The 19,986-nt window shown below is 66.6% G+C and carries 12 protein-coding genes; 5 read left to right on the forward strand and 7 right to left on the reverse strand.

Annotated features, from left to right (window positions below):
- Positions 1-63 precede the first annotated feature (63 nt).
- Positions 64-6,423: a kinesin gene (locus J2X50_RS00935; protein WP_429090673.1), complete on the forward strand. Its 6,360-nt coding sequence runs from the start codon at positions 64-66 to the stop codon at positions 6,421-6,423.
- A 252-nt stretch (positions 6,424-6,675) separates the two neighbouring features.
- Here J2X50_RS00935 and J2X50_RS00940 read toward each other — a convergent pair whose 3' ends face one another.
- The 4 genes from J2X50_RS00940 to J2X50_RS00955 form a co-directional block, all read right to left on the reverse strand.
- Complete coding sequence (locus J2X50_RS00940; protein ID WP_429090675.1) at positions 6,676-7,275, reverse strand: ABC-type transport auxiliary lipoprotein family protein; 600 nt, start codon at positions 7,273-7,275, stop codon at positions 6,676-6,678.
- Positions 7,276-7,355: 80 nt separating this feature from the next.
- Entirely contained in the window at positions 7,356-8,729 is a 1,374-nt protein-coding gene (locus tag J2X50_RS00945; protein WP_429090677.1) for an MlaD family protein, read from the reverse strand.
- A 4-nt stretch (positions 8,730-8,733) separates the two neighbouring features.
- Positions 8,734-9,564 carry an ABC transporter ATP-binding protein gene (locus tag J2X50_RS00950; RefSeq protein WP_429090679.1) on the reverse strand — a complete coding sequence of 277 codons (831 nt, stop codon included), beginning with the start codon at positions 9,562-9,564 and terminating at the stop codon, positions 8,734-8,736.
- 1 nt (position 9,565) lies between these two features.
- A complete protein-coding gene (locus tag J2X50_RS00955) occupies positions 9,566-10,753 on the reverse strand; it encodes an MlaE family ABC transporter permease (protein WP_429090681.1) in 1,188 nt (395 codons plus the stop codon).
- A 78-nt stretch (positions 10,754-10,831) separates the two neighbouring features.
- Between J2X50_RS00955 and dgcA the strand changes: the two genes are divergently transcribed.
- Complete coding sequence (gene dgcA, locus J2X50_RS00960) at positions 10,832-11,815, forward strand: N-acetyl-D-Glu racemase DgcA (protein ID WP_429090683.1); 984 nt, start codon at positions 10,832-10,834, stop codon at positions 11,813-11,815.
- Here dgcA and J2X50_RS00965 read toward each other — a convergent pair.
- Both J2X50_RS00965 and J2X50_RS00970 read right to left on the reverse strand, forming a co-directional pair.
- Positions 11,777-13,000, reverse strand: coding sequence for an MFS transporter (locus tag J2X50_RS00965; protein ID WP_429090685.1), 1,224 nt, complete (start codon positions 12,998-13,000; stop codon positions 11,777-11,779). The two genes, dgcA and J2X50_RS00965, sit on opposite strands and share 39 nt — an antisense overlap.
- 291 nt (positions 13,001-13,291) lie before the next feature.
- A complete protein-coding gene (locus tag J2X50_RS00970; RefSeq protein ID WP_429090687.1) occupies positions 13,292-14,110 on the reverse strand; it encodes a UDP-2,3-diacylglucosamine diphosphatase in 819 nt (272 codons plus the stop codon).
- A 118-nt stretch (positions 14,111-14,228) separates the two neighbouring features.
- On the opposite strand from J2X50_RS00970, the gene J2X50_RS00975 reads away from it, so the two are divergent.
- From J2X50_RS00975 to J2X50_RS00985, 3 genes are all read left to right on the forward strand, one after another.
- Positions 14,229-15,008 carry an SDR family oxidoreductase gene (locus J2X50_RS00975; protein ID WP_429090689.1) on the forward strand — a complete coding sequence of 260 codons (780 nt, stop codon included), beginning with the start codon at positions 14,229-14,231 and terminating at the stop codon, positions 15,006-15,008.
- Between the two features lie 240 nt (positions 15,009-15,248).
- Positions 15,249-17,561: an NADP-dependent malic enzyme gene (locus J2X50_RS00980; RefSeq protein ID WP_429090690.1), complete on the forward strand. Its 2,313-nt coding sequence runs from the start codon at positions 15,249-15,251 to the stop codon at positions 17,559-17,561.
- 68 nt (positions 17,562-17,629) lie between these two features.
- The gene (locus J2X50_RS00985; RefSeq protein ID WP_429090692.1) at positions 17,630-18,679 is read left to right on the forward strand and encodes a DUF2865 domain-containing protein; all 1,050 of its coding nucleotides are present in this window, start codon (positions 17,630-17,632) and stop codon (positions 18,677-18,679) included.
- Here J2X50_RS00985 and gltX read toward each other — a convergent pair.
- Complete coding sequence (gltX, locus tag J2X50_RS00990; RefSeq protein WP_429091806.1) at positions 18,597-19,970, reverse strand: glutamate--tRNA ligase; 1,374 nt, start codon at positions 19,968-19,970, stop codon at positions 18,597-18,599. The two genes, J2X50_RS00985 and gltX, sit on opposite strands and share 83 nt — an antisense overlap.
- Positions 19,971-19,986 lie beyond the last annotated feature (16 nt).

A 19,986-nucleotide genomic window follows, 5' to 3' on the forward strand; every position in this document is an offset into this window, starting at 1 on the left:
CGCGGACAAAAATAGGACAAAAAGTCCAGCAATTCCGCGTCGTTAGTACAGGGTAGCGAAGGCATGGCGAAGAAGTCCACTCCGACCAAGAACATCGATATTGACGTAGCCAAGGAGCTCGAAGAGGCCCTCGACTTCGATCTGACCGGTGCCGATGACGGCGGGTTGGACATGGCTGCCTCGATGGAAGACCTGGAAGCACAGATCTCGCAGGCGGCGGAAGAACTCGCGCGCGAAAGCAATATGCAGAAGCCCGCGCAGCCGAAGAGCGAACCGGCTCCGGCACGGGCCGCAAGCGTCGTCGCGGAGCCGCCGACCGTGTTGCGCCCCGTCGAGACGCGCAGCAGCCAGCCACTTCAGCCAGAAGGCTTCAAGCCCGCCAACGACGAGCGCCAGAAGGATTACAAGAACCTGCTGCACAGCCTCAACCGGCGTGCGTCCAGCACCGTATACTGGGCGGTCGGGTTCGTTTCGGTCGCATGGGCGGCCGGCGGCGTTGCGCTGGCCGACCGCTTCGTCACGCCCAGCATCTGGGACATCAGGTCGCTCGACGACATCCTCGCGCGTCCCAGCCTGCTCGCATTCGCGACCGCGACGGCCGTGCCGATAGCGCTGTTCTGGGCCTTTGCCTCGATGGTCCGCCGCGCCCAGGAGATGCGCCTGGCAGCGCAGTCCATGACCGAAGTCGCCTTCCGGCTCACGGAGCCGGAGAACATGGCCCAGGACCGCGTCATGATGGTCAGCCAGGCCGTGCGCCGCGAAGTCGCGGCCATGGGCGAAGGCATCGAGCGCACGCTTGCGCGCGCCGTCGAACTCGAGACGCTCGTCCATACCGAAGTCAGCCAGATCGAACGCTCCTACTCGGAGAATGCCGCGCGCATCCGTTCGCTCGTCGACGGGCTCGGCAGCGAGCGCGAAGCCGTCGTCTCCCACGCAGAGCGCGTCCGCGCCTCGATCGCCGGCGCTCACGAGACCCTGCGCGACGAACTCGGATCGGCCAGCGACATCATCCGCGACAGCATCATGAATGCGTCGACCAAGCTGTCGATGACCATCACGAATTCCGGCGACGCGCTGATCGACCGCCTGAACGAAGGCGGCATGGGCCTGTTCGAGGCGATCGACGGCCGCCTGGATTCGATCAGCGACCGGCTGTCGACTTCCGGCGAAGCCTTCGCCAGCCTGCTCGACACGCGCATCGCAAAGCTGACCCAGAGCACCGATCACGTCACCCGTTCGCTGACCGAACTGCTCGACGACCGCACTTCTGGCATGGTTTCGCTGCTGGGCGGTGCCGCCAGGACGATCAATTCGGAGTTCGAGACCAGCCTGCACAACATCGAGCGGACGCTGGCGGAGCGCGGCCAGGCGCTCATCGGCGAATTCCAGACCCGCGCCGAGGCGCTGGACACCGGCACCGCCAAGCTCAACGCGGCACTCGAAGCGCGTGCCCGCCAGATCAACGAAACGCTGGTCGAGCGCGCCCGCGAGATCGCCACGACCTTCGTCGAGGGCCGCGACTCGCTGTCGGCCATGATCGACCAGGGCAAGACCCAGATCGGCACCGACCTCGCCGACATCATCACCTCGACCTCGACCATGCTGGAATCCCGCGCCAGCGACTTCGCCGGCCGCATGGAGGCCGCACGCCAGCATGTGTCGCGCGCCTTCGACGGCGACATCCAGCGCCTTTCGGACGCTCGCGTCGGCATCGAGCAGGCGGTCGAGGATCACACCCGCAAGCTGTCGGAAGCACGCGACCGCATGGCCGCGGCCCTCAAGGACGACCTCAGCAAGTTCGCCGAGGGCCGCGCCAGCATCGAGGCCGCCGTCGGTTTCCAGGTGCAGAAGCTGGCCGAAGGCCGCAGCCTGATCTCGCGAGCGCTTGACGACGACATGCGCAAGCTCGAGCAGTCGCGCCAATCCATCGACGACACCCTCAGCAGCCAGTTCAAGCAGCTCGCCCAGGGCCGCGAACAACTCGCCCAGGCGCTCATGGAAGACTCTGAGCGGCTGGTCCAAGCCCGTACGAACATTGACGAAATGGTCGCCGGCCATGTCGGGAAACTGGCTGAGGGCCGCAACATCCTGTCGCGCGCCTTGGAGGCCGATCTCAACAAGCTGGCAGACAGCCGCAGCAGCATCGACGGACTTGTCGCCGGCCAGGTCGAGAAGATCGCCGAAGGCCGCGCAGTCCTGGCCAAGGCGCTGGAGACCGACCTCGACGGCATCAAGGCCCTGGTCGATGGTCACTCCTCGAAGCTGGTTGCCGACCGCGCCGAACTGACGCGCAGCCTCGAAGCCGACATCTCGGGCGTCCACAACCTGATCGAGGCCCATGCCGGCCGTCTGTCGGAAGAGCGTGCGCTCCTGTCCAAGACGCTGGAATCCGACCTTGCCAAGCTGGCCGAGAGCCGTGCGGGCATCGACGGCCTCGTCGCCGGCCAGGTGGAGAAGCTGGCCGAGGGCCGCGACATCCTCAAGCGGGCGCTCGAATCCGACCTCAACACGATCCGCTCGACCATGTCGGCCCAGGCCGAGCAGCTCGGCGAGAATCGAGCCATGCTTTCCCGCTCGCTCGAAGCCGACCTCGATAAGGTCCGCGGCCTGGTGTCGAGCCACGCCGAAAACCTGGCTTCGGAACGCGGCGCGCTGTCCAAGGCGCTGGAGGACGACCTCGCCAAGCTGGCAGAGAGCCGTGCCGGCATCGACGGCCTCGTCGCCGGCCAGGTCGAAAAGCTGGCCGAGGGCCGCGACATCCTCAAGCGTGCGCTCGAGGCCGACCTCAACGCCATCCGCGGCTCGATGTCGGCGCAGTCGGACAAGCTCGCCGAAGACCGCGCAGCGATGGCCCGCGCGCTCGAAGCCGACCTCGACAACGTGCGGGGCCTGATGTCGGGTCACGCCGATCGGCTGGTGGCCGAACGCGGTGCACTCTCCAGGGCGCTGGAGGACGACCTCGCCAAGCTGGCAGAGAGCCGATCGGGCATCGACGGGCTGGTCGCCGCCCAGGTCGAGAAGCTGGCGGAGGGCCGCGACATACTGCGCCGCGCGCTCGAAGCCGATATCACCAAGATCGACGGCATGATGCTCGGCCAGGTCGACAAGCTAGCAGCCGGCCGCGACACGCTCACCAAGGCGCTCGAAGCCGACCTCGCCATGCTCAGCGAAAGCCGCGCCACCATTGACGGCATCGTCACCGGCCACGTCGGCAAGCTGGCCGAGGGCCGCGACACGTTGGCCCGCGCACTGGAACAGGACCTCGGCAAGCTCGCCGATGCGCGGCGCGAGGTCGACCTGGCAATCGCCGGACATATCGACCAGATCGCCGCCCGCCGCTCCGACATCTCCGACGCCCTCGCCGGCGACATCGAGAAGATCGAGGATGCATTCCGGCGCCAGACCGGCGTCATCGAGGAGCGCACGGGCACCATGGAGCGGGCGCTTTCGCTCGGCATCGACAATGTCCGCGGCGTGCTCGAAAAGAGCGCAGTGTACGTGGCCGGCGCGCTGCGTGACAAGGTGATGGAAGTCACTGCCGCCCTCAACGAGGAGGCTGGCAGGGCCTTCACCGATGCCGACCGGGTGATCGCCGAGCGTGCCGAGCAGACGTCGAGCGCACTGCTCTCCCGCGCCGAGGACATCGCCCGCGCCTTCGAGGACGCGGATCGCAGGCTTGCCGCCCGCGCTGAGGAGACGTCGAGCTCGCTGCTCGCCCGCGCCGAGGAAACCGCCGACACGCTGTCGGCCAAGGCCGGCGAAATCGCCCGGACCTTCGATTCGGCGGACCGCTCGCTCATCGCACGTGCCATCGAGACGGCGGAATCGCTGTCGTCGCGTGCCGGCGACATCCTGCGCAACTTCGACTCCGCCGATGAACGGCTCGCCCTGCGCATCGGCGAATCGGCCGACGCGCTGGCGGCACGCGCCGCCGAACTCGGCCGGATCTTCGACACCGCCGACGAGAAGCTTGCGGCGCGCATCGCCGAAGGCGCGGATTCGCTTGGCGACCGTGCCGGCGAACTCAGCCGCATCTTCGATGCCGCCGACGAGCGCATCGCGGCCCGTGTCGCCGACAGCTCGGCGACGCTCGGCAGCCGTGCCGGCGAAATCGTCCGCAACTTCGAGCAGGCCGACGAAAGGCTCGCTGCCCGCGTGTCGCAGACCGCCGACGTGCTGGCGACCCGCGCGGCCGAGATCGGAAGCGCCTTCGAGAACGCCGACAGCCGGATCGCCGCGCGCGTCGAACAGTCGGCCGATACGCTGCTCGGACGCGCTGCCGAGATCAGCCGCGCCTTCGACGAGGCCGACGGCCGCATCGCCGCACGCATCGACCTGACCTCGCAGTCCCTGCTGGGGCGGGCGACCGAAGTCGGCCAGGCCTTCGACGAAGCCGGCCAGCAGCTTGCCGCCCGCATTGCCGAAAGCACCTCGGGCATCGGCGAGCACGCGGCGCAGATCGCCAACGCCTTCACCGAGACGGAGCAGCGCGTGGTGGCACGCGCCCACCGCACGGCAGCCGAACTCGACGCCCGCGCCAAGGCGATCGAGGAAACGCTCGCCAATGTCGACGATCGCCTCGCCCGCGGTGCGGAAGGCGTCGGCGCGCGCATCGACGAACACCTGTCGAGCGCCCAGAACCGCCTCGCCTACGGTGCCGAGACGATGGGCGAGAAGCTTGCGGAGCAGGTTGCCCAGGCGGAGGCTCAACTGGTCGCCCGCGCCAACGTGATCGCCGAGACCTTCACGGCCGTCGGCCAGCACATCGGCCAGAGCACCAACGAAGCCGCGCGCACGATCGGCACCAACACCCGCGAGCTCAACGCCATGCTGACCGAGCGCTCGAACGAGATCGCCAAGATCCTCGACGATACCGCCCGTCCGCTGGTCGAGCGCTTCGCCGAGGGCGGCTCGGAGCTGCAGCGGAGCATGGAGGAAGCCACCGCCCGCGCCACCGAGAAGCTGCGCATCGAGAATGCGGCCCTTGTCGACGCCATTTCCAGCCGCACCGCCGAAACGCTGTCGGCGGTCGAGGGCGCCCGTTCGACGCTGGCCGAAAACGTCGCCGATCTCATCGGCCGCATGTCGACGTCGAGCAACCAGCTCGGCGAGCTGATCGAACGCGCGGCGCAGAACCTGGCGACCGTCGACGACCGCCTGACGAGCAGCACCACGGCCTTCTCGGCGACCACCGACAAGGCGGCGCAGACCTTCGCAAGCGCTGCCCGCCTCGTCGATTCGAACACGAACCGCCTGACCGACCTGTCGTCGAGCACGCTGCGCGAGGTGGCCTCCATCGCCACCAAGTTCGATGAGCACAGCCGTCTTTTGTCGAGCGCCTCCAACCTGCTCGCCTCGGCCCAGAGCAACCTCGAACACACGCTCGAGCGGCAGTCGTCGCTGGAGGACCTGGCCGTCGGCCTGGTCAAGAAGTCGGAAGAGCTCGAGCGCGTCATGCAGTCGTTCGAGCGCCTTGTCGGCCAGACGCTGGAAAGCGCCGAGGGCAAGACGATGGAATCGGCAGAGAAGATCCGCAGCACCATCGCCGACGTCGTCGAGACCGCCACCAAGCGCTTCGCCGATGCGACCGACGACATGCGCCGCACCGCGGGATCGATCAAGACCGAGCTCGAAAGCACCCGCGCCGAGCTCAAGAAGGGCGTGCTCGACATGCCGCAGGAGGCCAAGGAATCGACCACGGCCATCCGCCGCGCGGTCTCCGAGCAGATCAACGCGCTCAAGGAGCTCTCGGCCATCGTCGCCAAGTCGGGTCGCACGGTGGATGTGTCCGACGCATCGCTGCGCACGCCGCCGCAGGCGCCGCGCCGCCCTGCCCCCCAGCCGGAACGCGGTGAGCCGCACGTCCCGCTCAGCGGCAGCGGCCTGCGCGGCACGCTCGACATCGAGCGCCCGGCGGCTCCGACCCAGCAGGCCCAGCCGGCGCGTGAGCCGGCCAGCCGCGCCCAGCAGGGTGGATGGGTGCGCGACCTCCTGACCGGGGCCTCGCGCGAGCAGGAGCCGGCCCGTCAGGCGATGCAGCCCGAGCCGCGCGCTGTGCCGGCGCAACGCTCGCCGCTGCATGTGGTCGAATCGCTCAACTCGCTGTCGGTCGACATCGCCCGCGCGATCGACCACGACGCCTCCATAGAGCTGTGGAACCGCTATCGTCGTGGCGAGCGTGACGTCTTCACCCGCAGGCTCTACACTCTGAAGGGCCAGCAGACATTCGACGAGATCCGCCGCAAATATCAGGGCGACGCCGAGTTCCGCTCCGCCGTCGACCGCTACTGCGACGATTTCGAGAAGCTGCTCAAGGACGTGTCGCGCAACGACCGCGACAACATGATGACCCAGACCTACCTGACCTCGGATACGGGCAAGGTCTACACGATGCTCGCCCACGCGGCCGGCCGTCTGAAGTAAGGCGGCTGCCGGAAGGCAGTAGGGCACCAAGGCAATGGGGCAGCAGGTTCGGCACCTGCTGCCCTTTCCGCTATCTGGGTTGCGTGTTCTGCAGTGCCGACGTTTACCTCGCCACATGCACTTGCTGCCCTTGCAGGCAGCCGGCATGGACCGACCCGCGATCAGGCACGGTACGTAGCGGCTTGATGCAAGGAGAGCGGAATTCGGCGTCTGGCACCGCTGCCTTACCGCCCTATGCCCTTGCTGACCTGTTCAGATCAGGGATTCCGTCCATTTGACGATTTCGGCGGCGGCCTGCCCGAAGGCGGCGTCGAGGGCGGCGACATAGGCGTCGTTGCCCGCCCCCGAAACCGGGACGCCGGCCGTGAACACGCGCGATGCGCGCACCTGGCCGTTGCGGTCGTTGAGCAGCCGGACGAACAGTTCGACATCGGCGCGCTCGCCACCGCCGACCCGTATTTCGAAGCTGCGGATCTCCACGATGACCTGGTAGTCGATCGCCAGCCCTTCGCCGGGCTTGCCGATGCCTATGAAGCCGCCGGCGCGCTGGAACGTCTCCGCCAGCCGGGCCTGGACGATGCGCGGCAGTCGGTCGGACCACTGCGCGCCCTTGAGGAACTGGATGGAGCCGGGTGCCGGCTTGATGACGATACGCTCGCCGTCGAGCGCCTTCAGCGCCGACGGTTCGGCAATGAGGATCTGGCGGCGGCTCTGGCCGTCACGGCCGTCGACGGCCGGCGCGGAAAGCTCAAAGGTGTCGAGCGGCGGCGGCGTGCTGACGAGAAGCGAGGCGCAACCCGACAGCGCCAGCATGACCACAGCAAGCAGCGTTGAAGTTCCACCAGCTTTCACGTGTTGTCCCCGGACACGACTCACTCGCGTAATGCGCGAACCACCCTCCAGACGTGTCATGCTGCGACGGGCCGGCGATGTCAACGACGCACCCGTCCGTCGAATTCGCGTACCGTGCCTTCGCCTCCGGTGATGATGCGTTGCGGATTGCGCTGCAGCTCGGTGATCGCCTCTTCGATGCGGGTGACCGAACGCCGGCTGTCCTGGACCAGCGCCTCGACGTCGCGCAAGCCCTGGCCGGAGAAGCGGGCGAGGCCATCGGTGATCGTGCCGAGCCGGGCATTGAGCGTGTCTGCGACCTGCTTGAAGGCCTTGAGCGTTTCGCTCGCATCGGACATGACGCCCTCGGCCTCGCCGGTGCCGAGGAGCTTGTCGACCTTGGCCAGCACGCCGTCGACCCGCGTGGAGGCCTGGTTGAGCCGCGAGGCCAGTTCCTTGGCGTCTGTGACGATCTGGTCGATGTCTTCAGCCCGGTTGCCGAATTTGTCGGTGACCTTGGCGATGTCGGCCGCCACCTTGTTGGCGTTCTCGCTGGCCTTGCGGACATTTTCGAGCGACTCGCGCACGGTGGCCGCATCGACGCCTGCCAGCGCTCCATCGAGCTTGGTGAGCGTCTGCTGGGTTTTCTGAGCGAAGTCGTTGATCGACGCGACGGCTGTGTTCACACCCTTGACCACGTCGTCGATCTGGTCGCTCTGCTCGCCGAGCCTGGTGGTGAAGGTGTCGACGTTGGCGACGATGTTCTTGACCTTGTCCCGGTCGACCGACTTGAGGATGCCTTCGGCGGCCTCGATGGTGCCGTCGAGCTTGCCCGACACGCCCGCCAGTTCCTCAGACAGCGCGCTCACGCTCGCCAGAAACTTGTCGACGCCTTCCGAATTTCGCGCCAGCGACTGCGAGAATTTCTGCGCGTTGGCGACCGTCTCGGTCAGCGGGCCGCGGACATCGTTGGTGAACCCTTCGAGATTGGTCAGCACCGTGTCCGCGCGCTTGAAGATGTCCTGGGCGGTCTGCAGCAGGTTGGTGACGGCCGAGGGGTTGGCGACGATCTCGGCGGTTTTGCCTTCGGCCTCCGCCTGGTCGAGCAGGTTCGGCTCGTTGACGTCGGCACCCTTGAGTTCGATGTTGGCCTGGCCGGTGAGGCCGGCCAGGCCGATGTCTGCCTGCGTCGACTGCGTGATCGGCGTCAGCCTGTCGATCTCGGCATCGGCGATCGCCACGCGCGGATTGGTGACGTCGAGATAGACCCGCCTGACGTCGCCGACCTTGACGCCGTTGAACAGCACGAAGCTGCCGCGGCTGAGGCCGGAGGCGGAACCGGGAATGCGCACGCGCAGCATCGCCGTCTCGCCGCGCTCGCCGATGGCAGCCGTCCAGTAGACGAAGGCAAAGGCAGCCAGGATCGCGACCAGCGTGAAGATGCCCACGATGACGTAGTTGGCCCGAGTCTCCATCACATCATTCCATCTCTACCCTGGCCGCAAGATCAAGCTGGCGGGCACGCTTTCCACGGAAGTACGACTTAACCCACGGCTCGTCGCTCTTCAGCATGTCGTCGATCGTTCCTTCGACGAGCACCTTCTTGTTGCCGAGCACGGCGACGCGGTCGCACACCGAAAACAGGCTGTCTAGGTCGTGGGTGACCATGTAGACGGTGAGCCCCATGGTGTCGCGCATCTTGGCGACCAGCTCGTCGAACTCGGCAGCGCCGATCGGGTCGAGACCCGAAGTCGGCTCGTCGAGGAACACGATGTCGGGGTCGAGCGCCAGTGCCCGGGCCAGCGCGGCGCGCTTGATCATGCCGCCCGACAGCTCCGACGGATATTTGTCCGCGGCATCCGGCGGCAGCCCGACCAGGTCGATCTTGAGCCTGGCGAGTTCGTCCATCAGCTTTCGCGGCAGGTCTAGATACTCGCGCATCGGAACCTGTACATTTTCGAGCACGGTCAGCGCGGAAAACAGCGCTCCGTGCTGGAACAGGACCCCGAGCCGCATGTCGATCCGGAGCCTCTCCAGCTCGTTTGCCTTCTCCAGATCGACGCCGAACAGCCTGATCGTTCCTGACCGCTTGCGGATCAGGCCCAGGATGGTGCGCAAAAGCACCGACTTGCCTGATCCGGACGCGCCCACGAAGCCGAGGATTTCGCCCCTCCGGATATCGAGCGACAGCTCGTCGAGGATGACGTTGTCGCCGAACGCGACCGTAAGGTCGCGCACCGAAAGCAGCACCTCTCCCTTGCTTCCGGGATCCTGGATCTCGGCTTGGATGGTCTTGGTCCTGCTGCCCATATCAGAAGTCGATCGCTGCGTAGAACATGGCAAACAGGCCATCGAGGATGATGACGACGAAGATGGCCTTCACCACCGAGGCGGTGACGTGGCGCCCGAGCGACTCGGCGCTGCCGCCGACCTTCAGGCCCTCGACCGAAGCGATCGTACCGATGATCAGCGCCATGAACGGCGCCTTGATCAGGCCTGCGAAGATGGTGCTGAGGTCGATGGCGACGCGCAGGCGTTCGATGAAGGCGGCTGGAGGAATGTCCGAATAGAACCAGGCCGTGGCCATGCCGCCGCCGAGCGCTGCAAAGTTGGCGAGGATGGAAAGGCAAGGAAGGGCGACGACTAGGGCGACCAGGCGCGGGAAGACCAGCACGCCGATGGGATTGAGGCCGATGACGGTGAGCGCGTCCACCTCCTCGCGCATCTTCATCGAGCCGATCTCGGCGGTGATCGCGCTGCCGGAACGGCCGGCGATCATGATCGCCGTCATCAGCACGCCCAGTTCGCGCAGCACCAGCACGCCGATGAGGTCGACGACGAAGATGTCGGCGCCGAAATAGCTGAGCTGGAACGCGCCCTGCTGGGCGACGATCGCACCGACGATCGTCGACATCAGCAGGACGACGGGGATGGCGCCGACGCCCATGCGGTCGACCTGGTGGAAGATCGCCGCGGGATTGACCGCATGGCCCCGGCCAAGCTTCATCTGGGCGCCGCGGATGGTTGCGCCCAGGATGTTCATCGCAGCGAAAAAATCGTCGCGCATCTCGTAGACGCGTCGTCCGATGGTCTCCAGGAAGCGGATGGCGATGTTGGGGTTTTCCGCCTCGGCCCTGGCGGCCTCGCGGCGCGCCGCCTCGCCGACCGCGCCCAGAAGGATATCAGCCGCTTCGCTGCGGCCTTCGACGCTGATACGCACGCCCTTCTTTTCGTTGGCGCTGACCAGCCTGTCGATGATCCAGGCACCGGCGGTGTCCATCTTTTCGATACCGGCGAGATCGAGCGCCAACGCTCGAAATCCGGTGCGCGCCTCGATCTTGCGCATCTCGGCGTCGACGAAGGCCACGGTACGGGTCGTCCAGATGCCGGTAAACACGCAAGCCAGCACGCCGTCGCGCTCCGCCGCCGCAACCTGCGGTCGGTGGTTGCCGTCCCCGGCGGCCCCGCCGCTTGCTTCCCGTTTGCCGATGGTCAACATGGCACACTACTTAACGCGTCGGCTGCGGCATGTCGATTTATGCACCTCAGAACCGGCATCCCTGCGGAGCAGTTTTTCATGTCTCGTGTCCTTTCGGTTGTTTCAGAGAGCTTCCCCATTGCTGGAACTTTCACCATTTCCCGCGGATCGAAGACCGAAGCCGAGGTAATCACCTGCACGATCGCCGAATCAGGCCGCGTCGGCCGCGGCGAATGCGTGCCCTACAAGCGTTATGGCGAAACGATGGAGAGCGTGCGCGCGGCGATCGAACGGGCCCGACGGGCGATCGAGGCCGGCGCCTCCCGCGCCGGCCTGCTCGAGCTCATGCCGGCCGGTGCAGCCCGCAACGCGGTCGACTGCGCTCTCTGGGACCTGGAAGCGAAGGCGAGCGGCGTCCGTGCCTCCGCAAAGCTCGGCTCGACGGAGCCGAAGGCGTTGGAGACCGCCTACACGCTGTCGCTCGGGGAGCCGGAGGCGATGGCGGCGCAGGCACGCGCCAACGCCGCCCGGCCGCTGCTCAAGGTCAAGATCGGCGGCGACAACGACATCGCCCGCATGCGCGCGGTCACCCAGGCCGCTCCGAACAGCCGGATCATCCTCGACGCCAACGAGGGCTGGACCGAAGCCAATGTCGCCGGGAACCTCGCGCTCGCCGCCGAACTGGGCATCGCCCTGATCGAGCAGCCCCTGCCCGCCGGCGCCGATTCGATCCTGGCCCGGATACCCCATCCCGTGCCGATCTGCGCCGATGAAAGCGTGCATGTCGCCAAGGACCTCGATGCCCTGCGCGACCGCTACGACGCCATCAACATCAAGCTCGACAAGGCGGGTGGGCTGACCGCGGCGCTCGAATTGCGCGACCGCGCCCGCGCGCTCGGCTTCCAGCTGATGGTCGGCTGCATGGTGGGCACGTCGCTCGCCATGGCGCCCGCGGTGCTGCTCGCCCAGGACGCGGAATTCGTCGACCTCGACGGGCCGCTGCTGCTGGCGCGGGACCGCCAGCCCGGCCTCGCCTACGAGGGCTCAATGGTGGCTCCGCCCTCGCCCGAGCTGTGGGGTTGAACGCGAGCCGAGCAGGACCAGGCCGATGGCGAAGGCGGCGACGCCTGCCATGAAGAAGAAGCCGTTGGCGCCGAAGCGATCGTAGAGCGGTCCGGAAATCAAGGTCACCACCGCCATCGACATGCCGTTGGTGAAATAGGCGACGCCCTGCGCGGCACCCGTCTTTTCCTCGGGCACGGACTCGGCGATCAGCTTCTGCACGCCGATCAGCACCAGGGCGGTGGACAGCGCATGCAGGCTTTGCACGGCGAAGAAGCCTGCAACGCCGAGCCCCAACGGCCAGATCAGCGGATAGGCAAGCCAGCGCAATATTGCGCCCACGCCGGCCAGCACGAGCACGAACGCGGTCGAGCGTCCGCCGAACAGCCGGGCGAAGAGCATGAACATGACGATCTCGGCAGCGACGCCCCAGCTCCACAGCAGCCCGACCACGGTCTCGTTGATGCCGAGCGACTTCCAGTAGATCGATACGAATCCGTACAGAAAACCGTGGCTGGCGATGATGACGCCGGTGCCGCCAGCCATGAGCAGGAAATAGCGGTTGAACAACTTGGGCGCCTGCTGCTGCAAGTCGGTGGCCGACAGCGGCGAGGCCCGGCGAGGCCTGCCGAGGCGCGGCGTGACGAACGACATCAGGAAACAGCCGACCAGCCCGATGGAGATGATGGCGGGAACGGCATCCGCTCCGGTCAACGACAGGATGAACCCCGCCCCGAGGCTGCCGCCGAGAAAGGCGATGGAGCCCCAGATGCGCATCGCCGCATAGTCCGAGCCGTAGCGGCGCACGCCCGACAGGGCCAGCGAATCGGCGATCGGCGCATGCGGCGTCCAGACGACGGACAATGCCAGCGAGACCGCGAGCACGACGAAATAGGTCGGCTCGAGGAAATAGCCGAGCGAAATCAACAGCGACGAGACGGCCAGGACCAGGAACACGTTGGCGCGGTCCTTCGCCCGATCGGCCATCGCGGCGATGAGCGGCGTGGTGATGACGCGAAGGAACATCGGCGCCGACAAAATGACGGCTATCTGTTCCGGATCGAACCCCTTGGCCTCGAGCCACAGCGGGAAATAGGGCAGATGCACGCCCATGGGCACGAAAAGCGCGGCGAAGAGCAGCGAGATGCGCAACTCGAAGCGGCGCGGCTTGATCTGCTGTTCGGGCGTGAGCGGCGGAAGGGTCATGGCGGGCATTCGGTCCGGGTGCAGACCCGAACCATGCAAGCCTCACCGATTTGCCCGATCCATTATCACGGGTGCCCGTCGCGCGGAAGCTCTCGACTGGAGCGCAAGGATTGGGCCACGCGCCCTGCGCCGCGGGCTCGTCATCTCGCCGGACGGTCGTTCGCAGGCGCCTAGGCGAGCCGAGTGCCGTCGCACCAGCAGACCGACCGGTGCCGCCTCGATTGCGGCATGGCCAGGCCCCTCGCGCCAGCAGGGCGACCTATGGGTTGAATCGCACATGGAAGGGTCCGATCAGGCCGCCCTGCCTACCGCCTGATCGATCGCCACCGGCACGAAGGGTTCGTTCACCAGCCTACCCGCCATCACATGCGGCCAGCGCAGGATGACGAAGCTACCGTCGAAATTCTCGGCGACCGCGGTGCAGTTTTCCACCCAGTCGCCGGTGTTGATGTACTGGATGCCGTCGAAATCCTCGATCGCAGGATGATGGATGTGGCCGCAGATGACGCCCTCCACCTCCGAGCGGCGGGCTTCCTCGGTCAGGACCTGCTGGAAGGCGCCGATGAAGTTCACCGCCTTCTTCACCTTAACCTTGGCCCAAGACGAGAACGACCAATAGGGCATGCCGAAGGTACGGCGGAAGCGGGCGATCACGCGGTTCGTCGCCATCGCCGCGTCATAGGCGAAATCGCCGAGATAGGCGAGCCAGCGGGCATTCTGGACGACGGCGTCGAACTGGTCGCCATGGATGACCAGGAAGCGCTTGCCGTCGGCTGCCTCGTGGATGACGCGGTCGGCGACGACGATGCCGCCGAAATGCACGCCCTGGAAATTGCGGGCGAATTCGTCGTGATTGCCGGCGATGTAGGTGATCTCGGTTCCCTTGCGCGCCTGGCGCAGCAGCTTCTGGACCACGTCGTTGTGAATTTGCGGCCAGTGCCACTGCCGGCGCAGGCGCCAACCGTCGACGATGTCGCCGACCAGGAAGATCTTCTCGGCCTCGTGGTGGCGCAGGAAGTCGATGAGAAATTCGGCCTTCGCCGCCTTCGACCCCAGGTGCACGTCGGAGATGAACAGCGTGCGAAAATTGCGTGTGCTCGTGCCGGACATGGCATTCGACCCGTTGCTTTTGCCGTGGCTATGCCCAGATTCATGCAACAGGCGTATGACGGTTGCGGCTCGGGCCCAGCGGTTCTAGGCTGGGCCATCACCGACAGGAGAACGCATCATGGATCTCGGCATCCGCGGGAAGAAGGCAATCGTCTGCGCTTCGAGCAAGGGTCTCGGCAAGGGCTGCGCCATGGCCCTGGCGGAGGCCGGCTGCGAGCTTTTCCTCAATGGACGCGACGCCGGCGTCCTGAGCCGCACCGCCACCGAAATCCGCCAGCGCTACGGGGTACAGGTGACCGAGATCGTCGGCGACATCTCCAATCCGGCGGTGCAGAACGCGCTGCTTGCCGCCTGCCCCGAGCCGGACATCCTGGTCAACAACAACGGCGGTCCGCCCTATCGCGATTTCCGCGAACTCGATCGCGAGAAGATCCTGGCCGGCGTCACCAACAATATGGTCACCCCGATCGAACTCATCAAAGCCGTGATCGACGGCATGGCGGCGCGCGGCTTCGGCCGCATCGTCAACATCACCTCGCTGTCGGTCTACACACCAATTCCGGGGCTCGACCTGTCGTCCGGCGCGCGGGCCGGCCTGACGGCCTTCCTCGCCGGGGTGGCGCGCACGGTCGCCGACAGGAACGTGACCATCAACAACATGCTTCCGGGAAAGCTGGATACCGACCGCCTGCGCGGCCCGCACGAGCCCGGCAGCATCGAGGACCCGGCGGAAGGTGCGGCGAGGCGCGCCCGCCTCTGCGCCGGCATCCCCGCAGGCCGGCTCGGCACGCCAGAAGAATTCGGCCAGATCTGCGCCTTCCTGTGTTCTGTCCACGCGGGTTACATGACCGGGCAGAACATACCGGTCGACGGCGGCCTCTATGTTAGCTCCTTCTAGCCGCGGCGACGGCCGGGGCACCCCGCCATCGGATCAGACGGCGCGTCCTAAGGACGCGCTGCGCTCGCCCAGCCTCACAAAAGACCGAATCGGCATTTCAACCGCCGCCCACAAGTGGCTGGAATGATTGCACTTCCGGCAATTGAAAGTGATTAAACGTCCGTTTGGCCGTTGATGCCTCGAAAATTGCGCCGGCCGTGCTAATAACGGCCTTTGAAACTAATTTTGAAGGAGCAGGACATGGCCGGGGACGACAAGAAGAAGGAGCCGCTGTCGGACCTCGACCAGGCCGCGCTCTTCTTCCACAAGAGCCCCGTCCCGGGAAAGCTGGAGATCCAGGCCACGAAGCCGCTCGGCAACCAGCGTGACCTGGCTCTCGCCTATTCGCCCGGCGTCGCCGCTCCCTGCCTCGCCATCAAGGACGACCCGGCGACCGCCGCCGACTATACCGGCCGCGCCAACCTGGTCGCAGTGATCTCCAACGGCACCGCCGTGCTCGGCCTCGGCAACATCGGCCCGCTGGCCTCCAAGCCGGTCATGGAAGGCAAGGCGGTCCTGTTCAAGAAGTTCGCCGGCATCGACGTCTTCGACATCGAGATCGACGCGCCCGAGATCGACCAGATGGTCGAGACCATCGCCGCGCTCGAGCCGACCTTCGGCGGCATCAATCTCGAGGACATCAAGGCGCCCGAGTGCTTCGAGGTCGAAGCCCAGCTCAAGGCCAGGATGGACATCCCGGTCTTCCACGACGACCAGCACGGAACGGCCATCATCGTCGCGGCCGCCGTCCTCAACGGCCTCGAACTCGCCGGCAAGAAGATCGAGGACGTCAAGATCGTGACGTCGGGCGCGGGCGCGGCTGCGCTCGCCTGCCTCAATCTTCTGGTCTCGCTCGGAGCCAAGGTCGAGAACATCTGGGTCACCGACCGCTTCGGCGTCGCCTACAAGGGGCGGACAGAGGAGATGGACCGCTGGAAGGACCCCTACGTCAAGGACACCAACGCGCGCGTGCTGGCCGACGTCATAGGCGGCGCCGACGTGTTCCTCGGCCTGTCCGCGGCGGGTGTGCTGAAGCCGGAACTTCTGGCGGAGATGGCGGAAAGGCCGCTGATCCTGGCACTCGCCAACCCGAAGCCGGAGATCATGCCGGAAGAGGCGCGCGCGGCGCGTCCCGACGCGATGATCTGCACCGGCCGTTCGGATTTTCCGAACCAGGTCAACAACGTCCTCTGCTTCCCCTACATCTTCCGCGGCGCGCTCGACTGCGGTGCACGGGCGATCAACGAGGAGATGAAGATGGCGGCGGTGCGGGCGATCGCAGCCCTTGCCCGCGAAGAGCCGTCCGACGTCGCCGCCCGCGCCTATTCCGGCGAGACGCCGACCTTCGGGCCCGATTTCCTCATCCCCTCGCCCTTCGACCCGAGGCTCATCCTGCGTATCGCGCCTGCCGTCGCCCAGGCGGCCTGCGACAGCGGCGTGGCCAGCCGGCCGATCACCGATTTCGCCGCCTATGTCGACAAGCTCAACCGCTTCGTCTTCCGCTCAGGCCTGGTGATGAAGCCGATCTTCTCCAACGCCAAGCAGGCGGCGGCCAAGCGGGTCATCTATGCCGACGGCGAGGACGAGCGCGTGCTGCGCGCGGCCCAGGTCGTGATCGAGGAGAATCTGGCCAAACCCATCCTCATCGGGCGCCCGCACGTCATCGAAGTGCGGTCGAAGCGCTACGGCCTGCGCATCCGCCCGGGCATCGACTTCGAGGTTATCAATCCCGAGGACGATCCGCGCTACCGCCACTATGTCGACCACCTGATCGAACTCGGCGGCCGGCGGGGCATCACGCCTGAGGCCGCTCGCACCATGGTGCGTACCAATAACACGGTGATCGCCGCGATTGCGCTCAAGCGCGGCGACGCCGACGCCATGATCTGCGGGCTGGAGGGCCGCTTCGAGCGCCACCTCCGCAACGTCCAGCTGATCGTCGGCGTGCGCGACGGCGTCAAGGACCGCGACCTCTCTGCCCTGTCGATGCTGATCACCCAGCGCGGCGTGCTGTTCTTCACCGACACCTACGTGACGATCGATCCCACTGCGGAGGAGATCGCCGAAATGACCATGCTGGCGGCCGACGAGATCCGCCGCTTCGGCATCGAACCGAAGGCGGCATTGCTGTCGCATTCGAATTTCGGCTCGCGCGAATCGGCCAGCGCACTCAAGATGCGGGAGGCCGCGGCGATCCTGAAGCGCCTCGCCCCGGAGCTTGCCAGCGACGGCGAAATGCACGGCGATTCGGCACTTTCCGAAGCGCTGCGCCAGCGCGTCTATCCGCATTCGAGCCTGAAGGGCGAAGCCAACCTCCTGGTGTTCCCGAACCTCGACGCCGCGAACATCGCGCTGACCACGGTCAAGACGATGATGGACGCGCTCCATGTCGGCCCGATCCTGCTCGGAACGGCCCAGCCGGCACACATCCTGACGCCTTCCGTCACCTCGCGCGGCATCGTCAACATGACAGCGCTGGCCGTGGTCGAGGCCTCGCAGCGGGCCCAGGCGTAGGGCGTCGGCGGCCCCAAGGAACGGTTAACGGGTCGAGGCTAGCCTTTCGCCGCAGGAGCGGCTGGTGGATGTTTTGGCGATGCGGCAATGAGGGACGCTCCGGCGGCCGCCTGTTGGCGGCCTTTGCCGGCGTGACAATGGCCCTGCTGGCGGCCGACGGAGCGGCCGCGGCATCGCGTCTTTGCCGACAATTGCAGGCAGATCTGGCGCGTCTCGCCGCGGAAGGCTCACCGGAGGCGGCGCGATACCAGGAAGCGGCGGAAATCCAACGCAGCGAGATCGAGCTGGCGCGCGGCGAGGCCGCCGATTTCGGCTGCGACCGGGCGATCGCCGGCGAGATGATCGCCGAATGCGCGGGCCTGAATGCCAAGATCGGCGAGATGGCCCGCAATCTCGAAGACCTGGAGAGCCGGCTGGCCGAGCTTTCCGAGACGCGCGAACGGGCAAGGCTCCTGGACGCGCTCGACGCCAATGGCTGCCCCCGGCCGGAACCGGCCGAGGCTGGTGCGAGCGACCAGGACCTGTTCGAGGAGGTCTTGGGCGGCACGATCATCCGCGGCGGGGCAAGCGAGGAAGCGTCGGATGACGGCCGCTATCCCAAGCGCATCGTCATCGGCAAGGGCGAAGGATCGGGCGGCGGCGAATTCCGCACGCTCTGCGTCCGGACCTGCGACGGTTATTTTTTCCCGATGTCGAACGGCGCAGCGCTTTCCGACTTCGAGCGCGACCAGAAGAACTGCGAGGCGGCCTGCCCGGGCACGGAGCTGTACTATCATCTTGCCGACGGCGAAGCGCAGGAAGACATGGTGTCCGCACGCACGGCCGAACCTTACCGCGAGCTGCCGTCGGCCTATCGGTACAAGCGGACAGACCTGCCGCGCACGCCGGATTGCGGCTGCAACGCCAAGCAGGACAGCAACTTCTCGATCCTCGCGGGCGAAGGCAGGCCGATCCCGCAATCGAACAAGGAGCCGGCTGCCACCGAAATGCCGGCGCCGGCGACGCCGGCAGCCAAGCCCGATCCGGACCGCAAGGTCAGGGTCGTCGGGCCAAAGTTCCTTCCCGACCCACCAGGGGCAACAGATCTGCGAGTTCCGGGCCCGACTCCAGCCCGGTAAGCGCCAGCCGCAGCGGCATGAACAGGGCCTTGCCCTTGCGCCCCGTCGCCTTTCTCACCTTGGCGGTCCAGTCCTTCCAGACATTGCCGTCCCACGGCTCCTCAGGCAGAAGATCGAACGCCTGGCCGACGAATTCGCGGTCCTCCTCAGGCAGATCCGCCGCCTGCTGCGGCCCGTCGCGCAGGATGCGCCACCACGCGCCCGCGTCGGTGAGCCTGTCGAGATTGCCGCGCACGGCCATCCAGAACGTCTCCGCATGCTCGCCGCTGATGCCGAGCAGCATCAGCCGGTCACGCACCTCGGCGAACGGCATGTGATGCAGCAGCGACCGGTTGAGTACGATGAGTTCGTCGGGGTCGAACTTGGCGGCGGACTTGGAGGTCGCTGCCGGATCGAACTTCTCGGCGAGTTCCGAAAGGTGGGGTGCTGCCGCCACGTTCTCGGACGTGCCCACCAGCACCGCGAGCGACGCCACCGACATCGGCTCGATGCCGCCGTCGCGCAGGCTCTCGATCGACAGCGCGCCGGTTCGCTTGGACAGCCCCTCGCCCGACGTCGTCGTCAGAAGGTTGTGGTGCCCGAAGACCGGCGGCTCGGCGCCAAGCGCCTTGAACAGCGCGATCTGGACGCCCGTGTTGGTGACGTGGTCGTCGCCCCGGATGATGTGCGTGACACCCATCTCGATATCGTCCACCACCGAAGGCAGCGTGTAGAGGTAGGTACCGTCCTCGCGCACCAGAACGGGATCCGACAGCGACGCCAGGTCGACCGTCTCCTCGCCGCGCACGAGGTCTTGCCAATGGACTTCCGTCCGGTCGGTCTCGAACGGATCCGAGACGAAGTTGGGCAGCAGGAAGCGCCAATGCGGCCTGCGCCCATCCTGCTCCAGGGCAGCGCGCTCATCCTCGGTCAGTTTCAGCGCCTCGCGCCCGTAGACGGGCGGCAGACCGCGCGTGCGCCGCACCTTGCGGCGCAGGTCGAGTTCCTCCGCCGTCTCGTAGCAGGGATAGAGCAGCCCCACGGCCTTCAGCTTCTCGACGGCGGCATCGTAGCTCGCAAACCGGCGCGACTGATACTCGGTCTGATCGGGGAAGATGCCGAGCCAATGCAGGTCGTAGAGGATCGAATCCGCGAATTCCTGGCGCGAGCGCTCCGTGTCCGTGTCGTCGAAGCGCTGGATGAAGCGGCCACGGTTCTTGAGGGCGAACAGCCAGTTGAAAAGGGCCGTGCGCGCATTGCCGATGTGGATGCGGCCGGTGGGCGAAGGAGCAAAGCGAACGGTGACTGTCATGTTCGGGGCGTAGCGG

The sequence above is a fragment of the Aminobacter sp. BE322 genome (assembly GCF_050433525.1).
GTDB lineage: Bacteria > Pseudomonadota > Alphaproteobacteria > Rhizobiales > Rhizobiaceae > Aminobacter.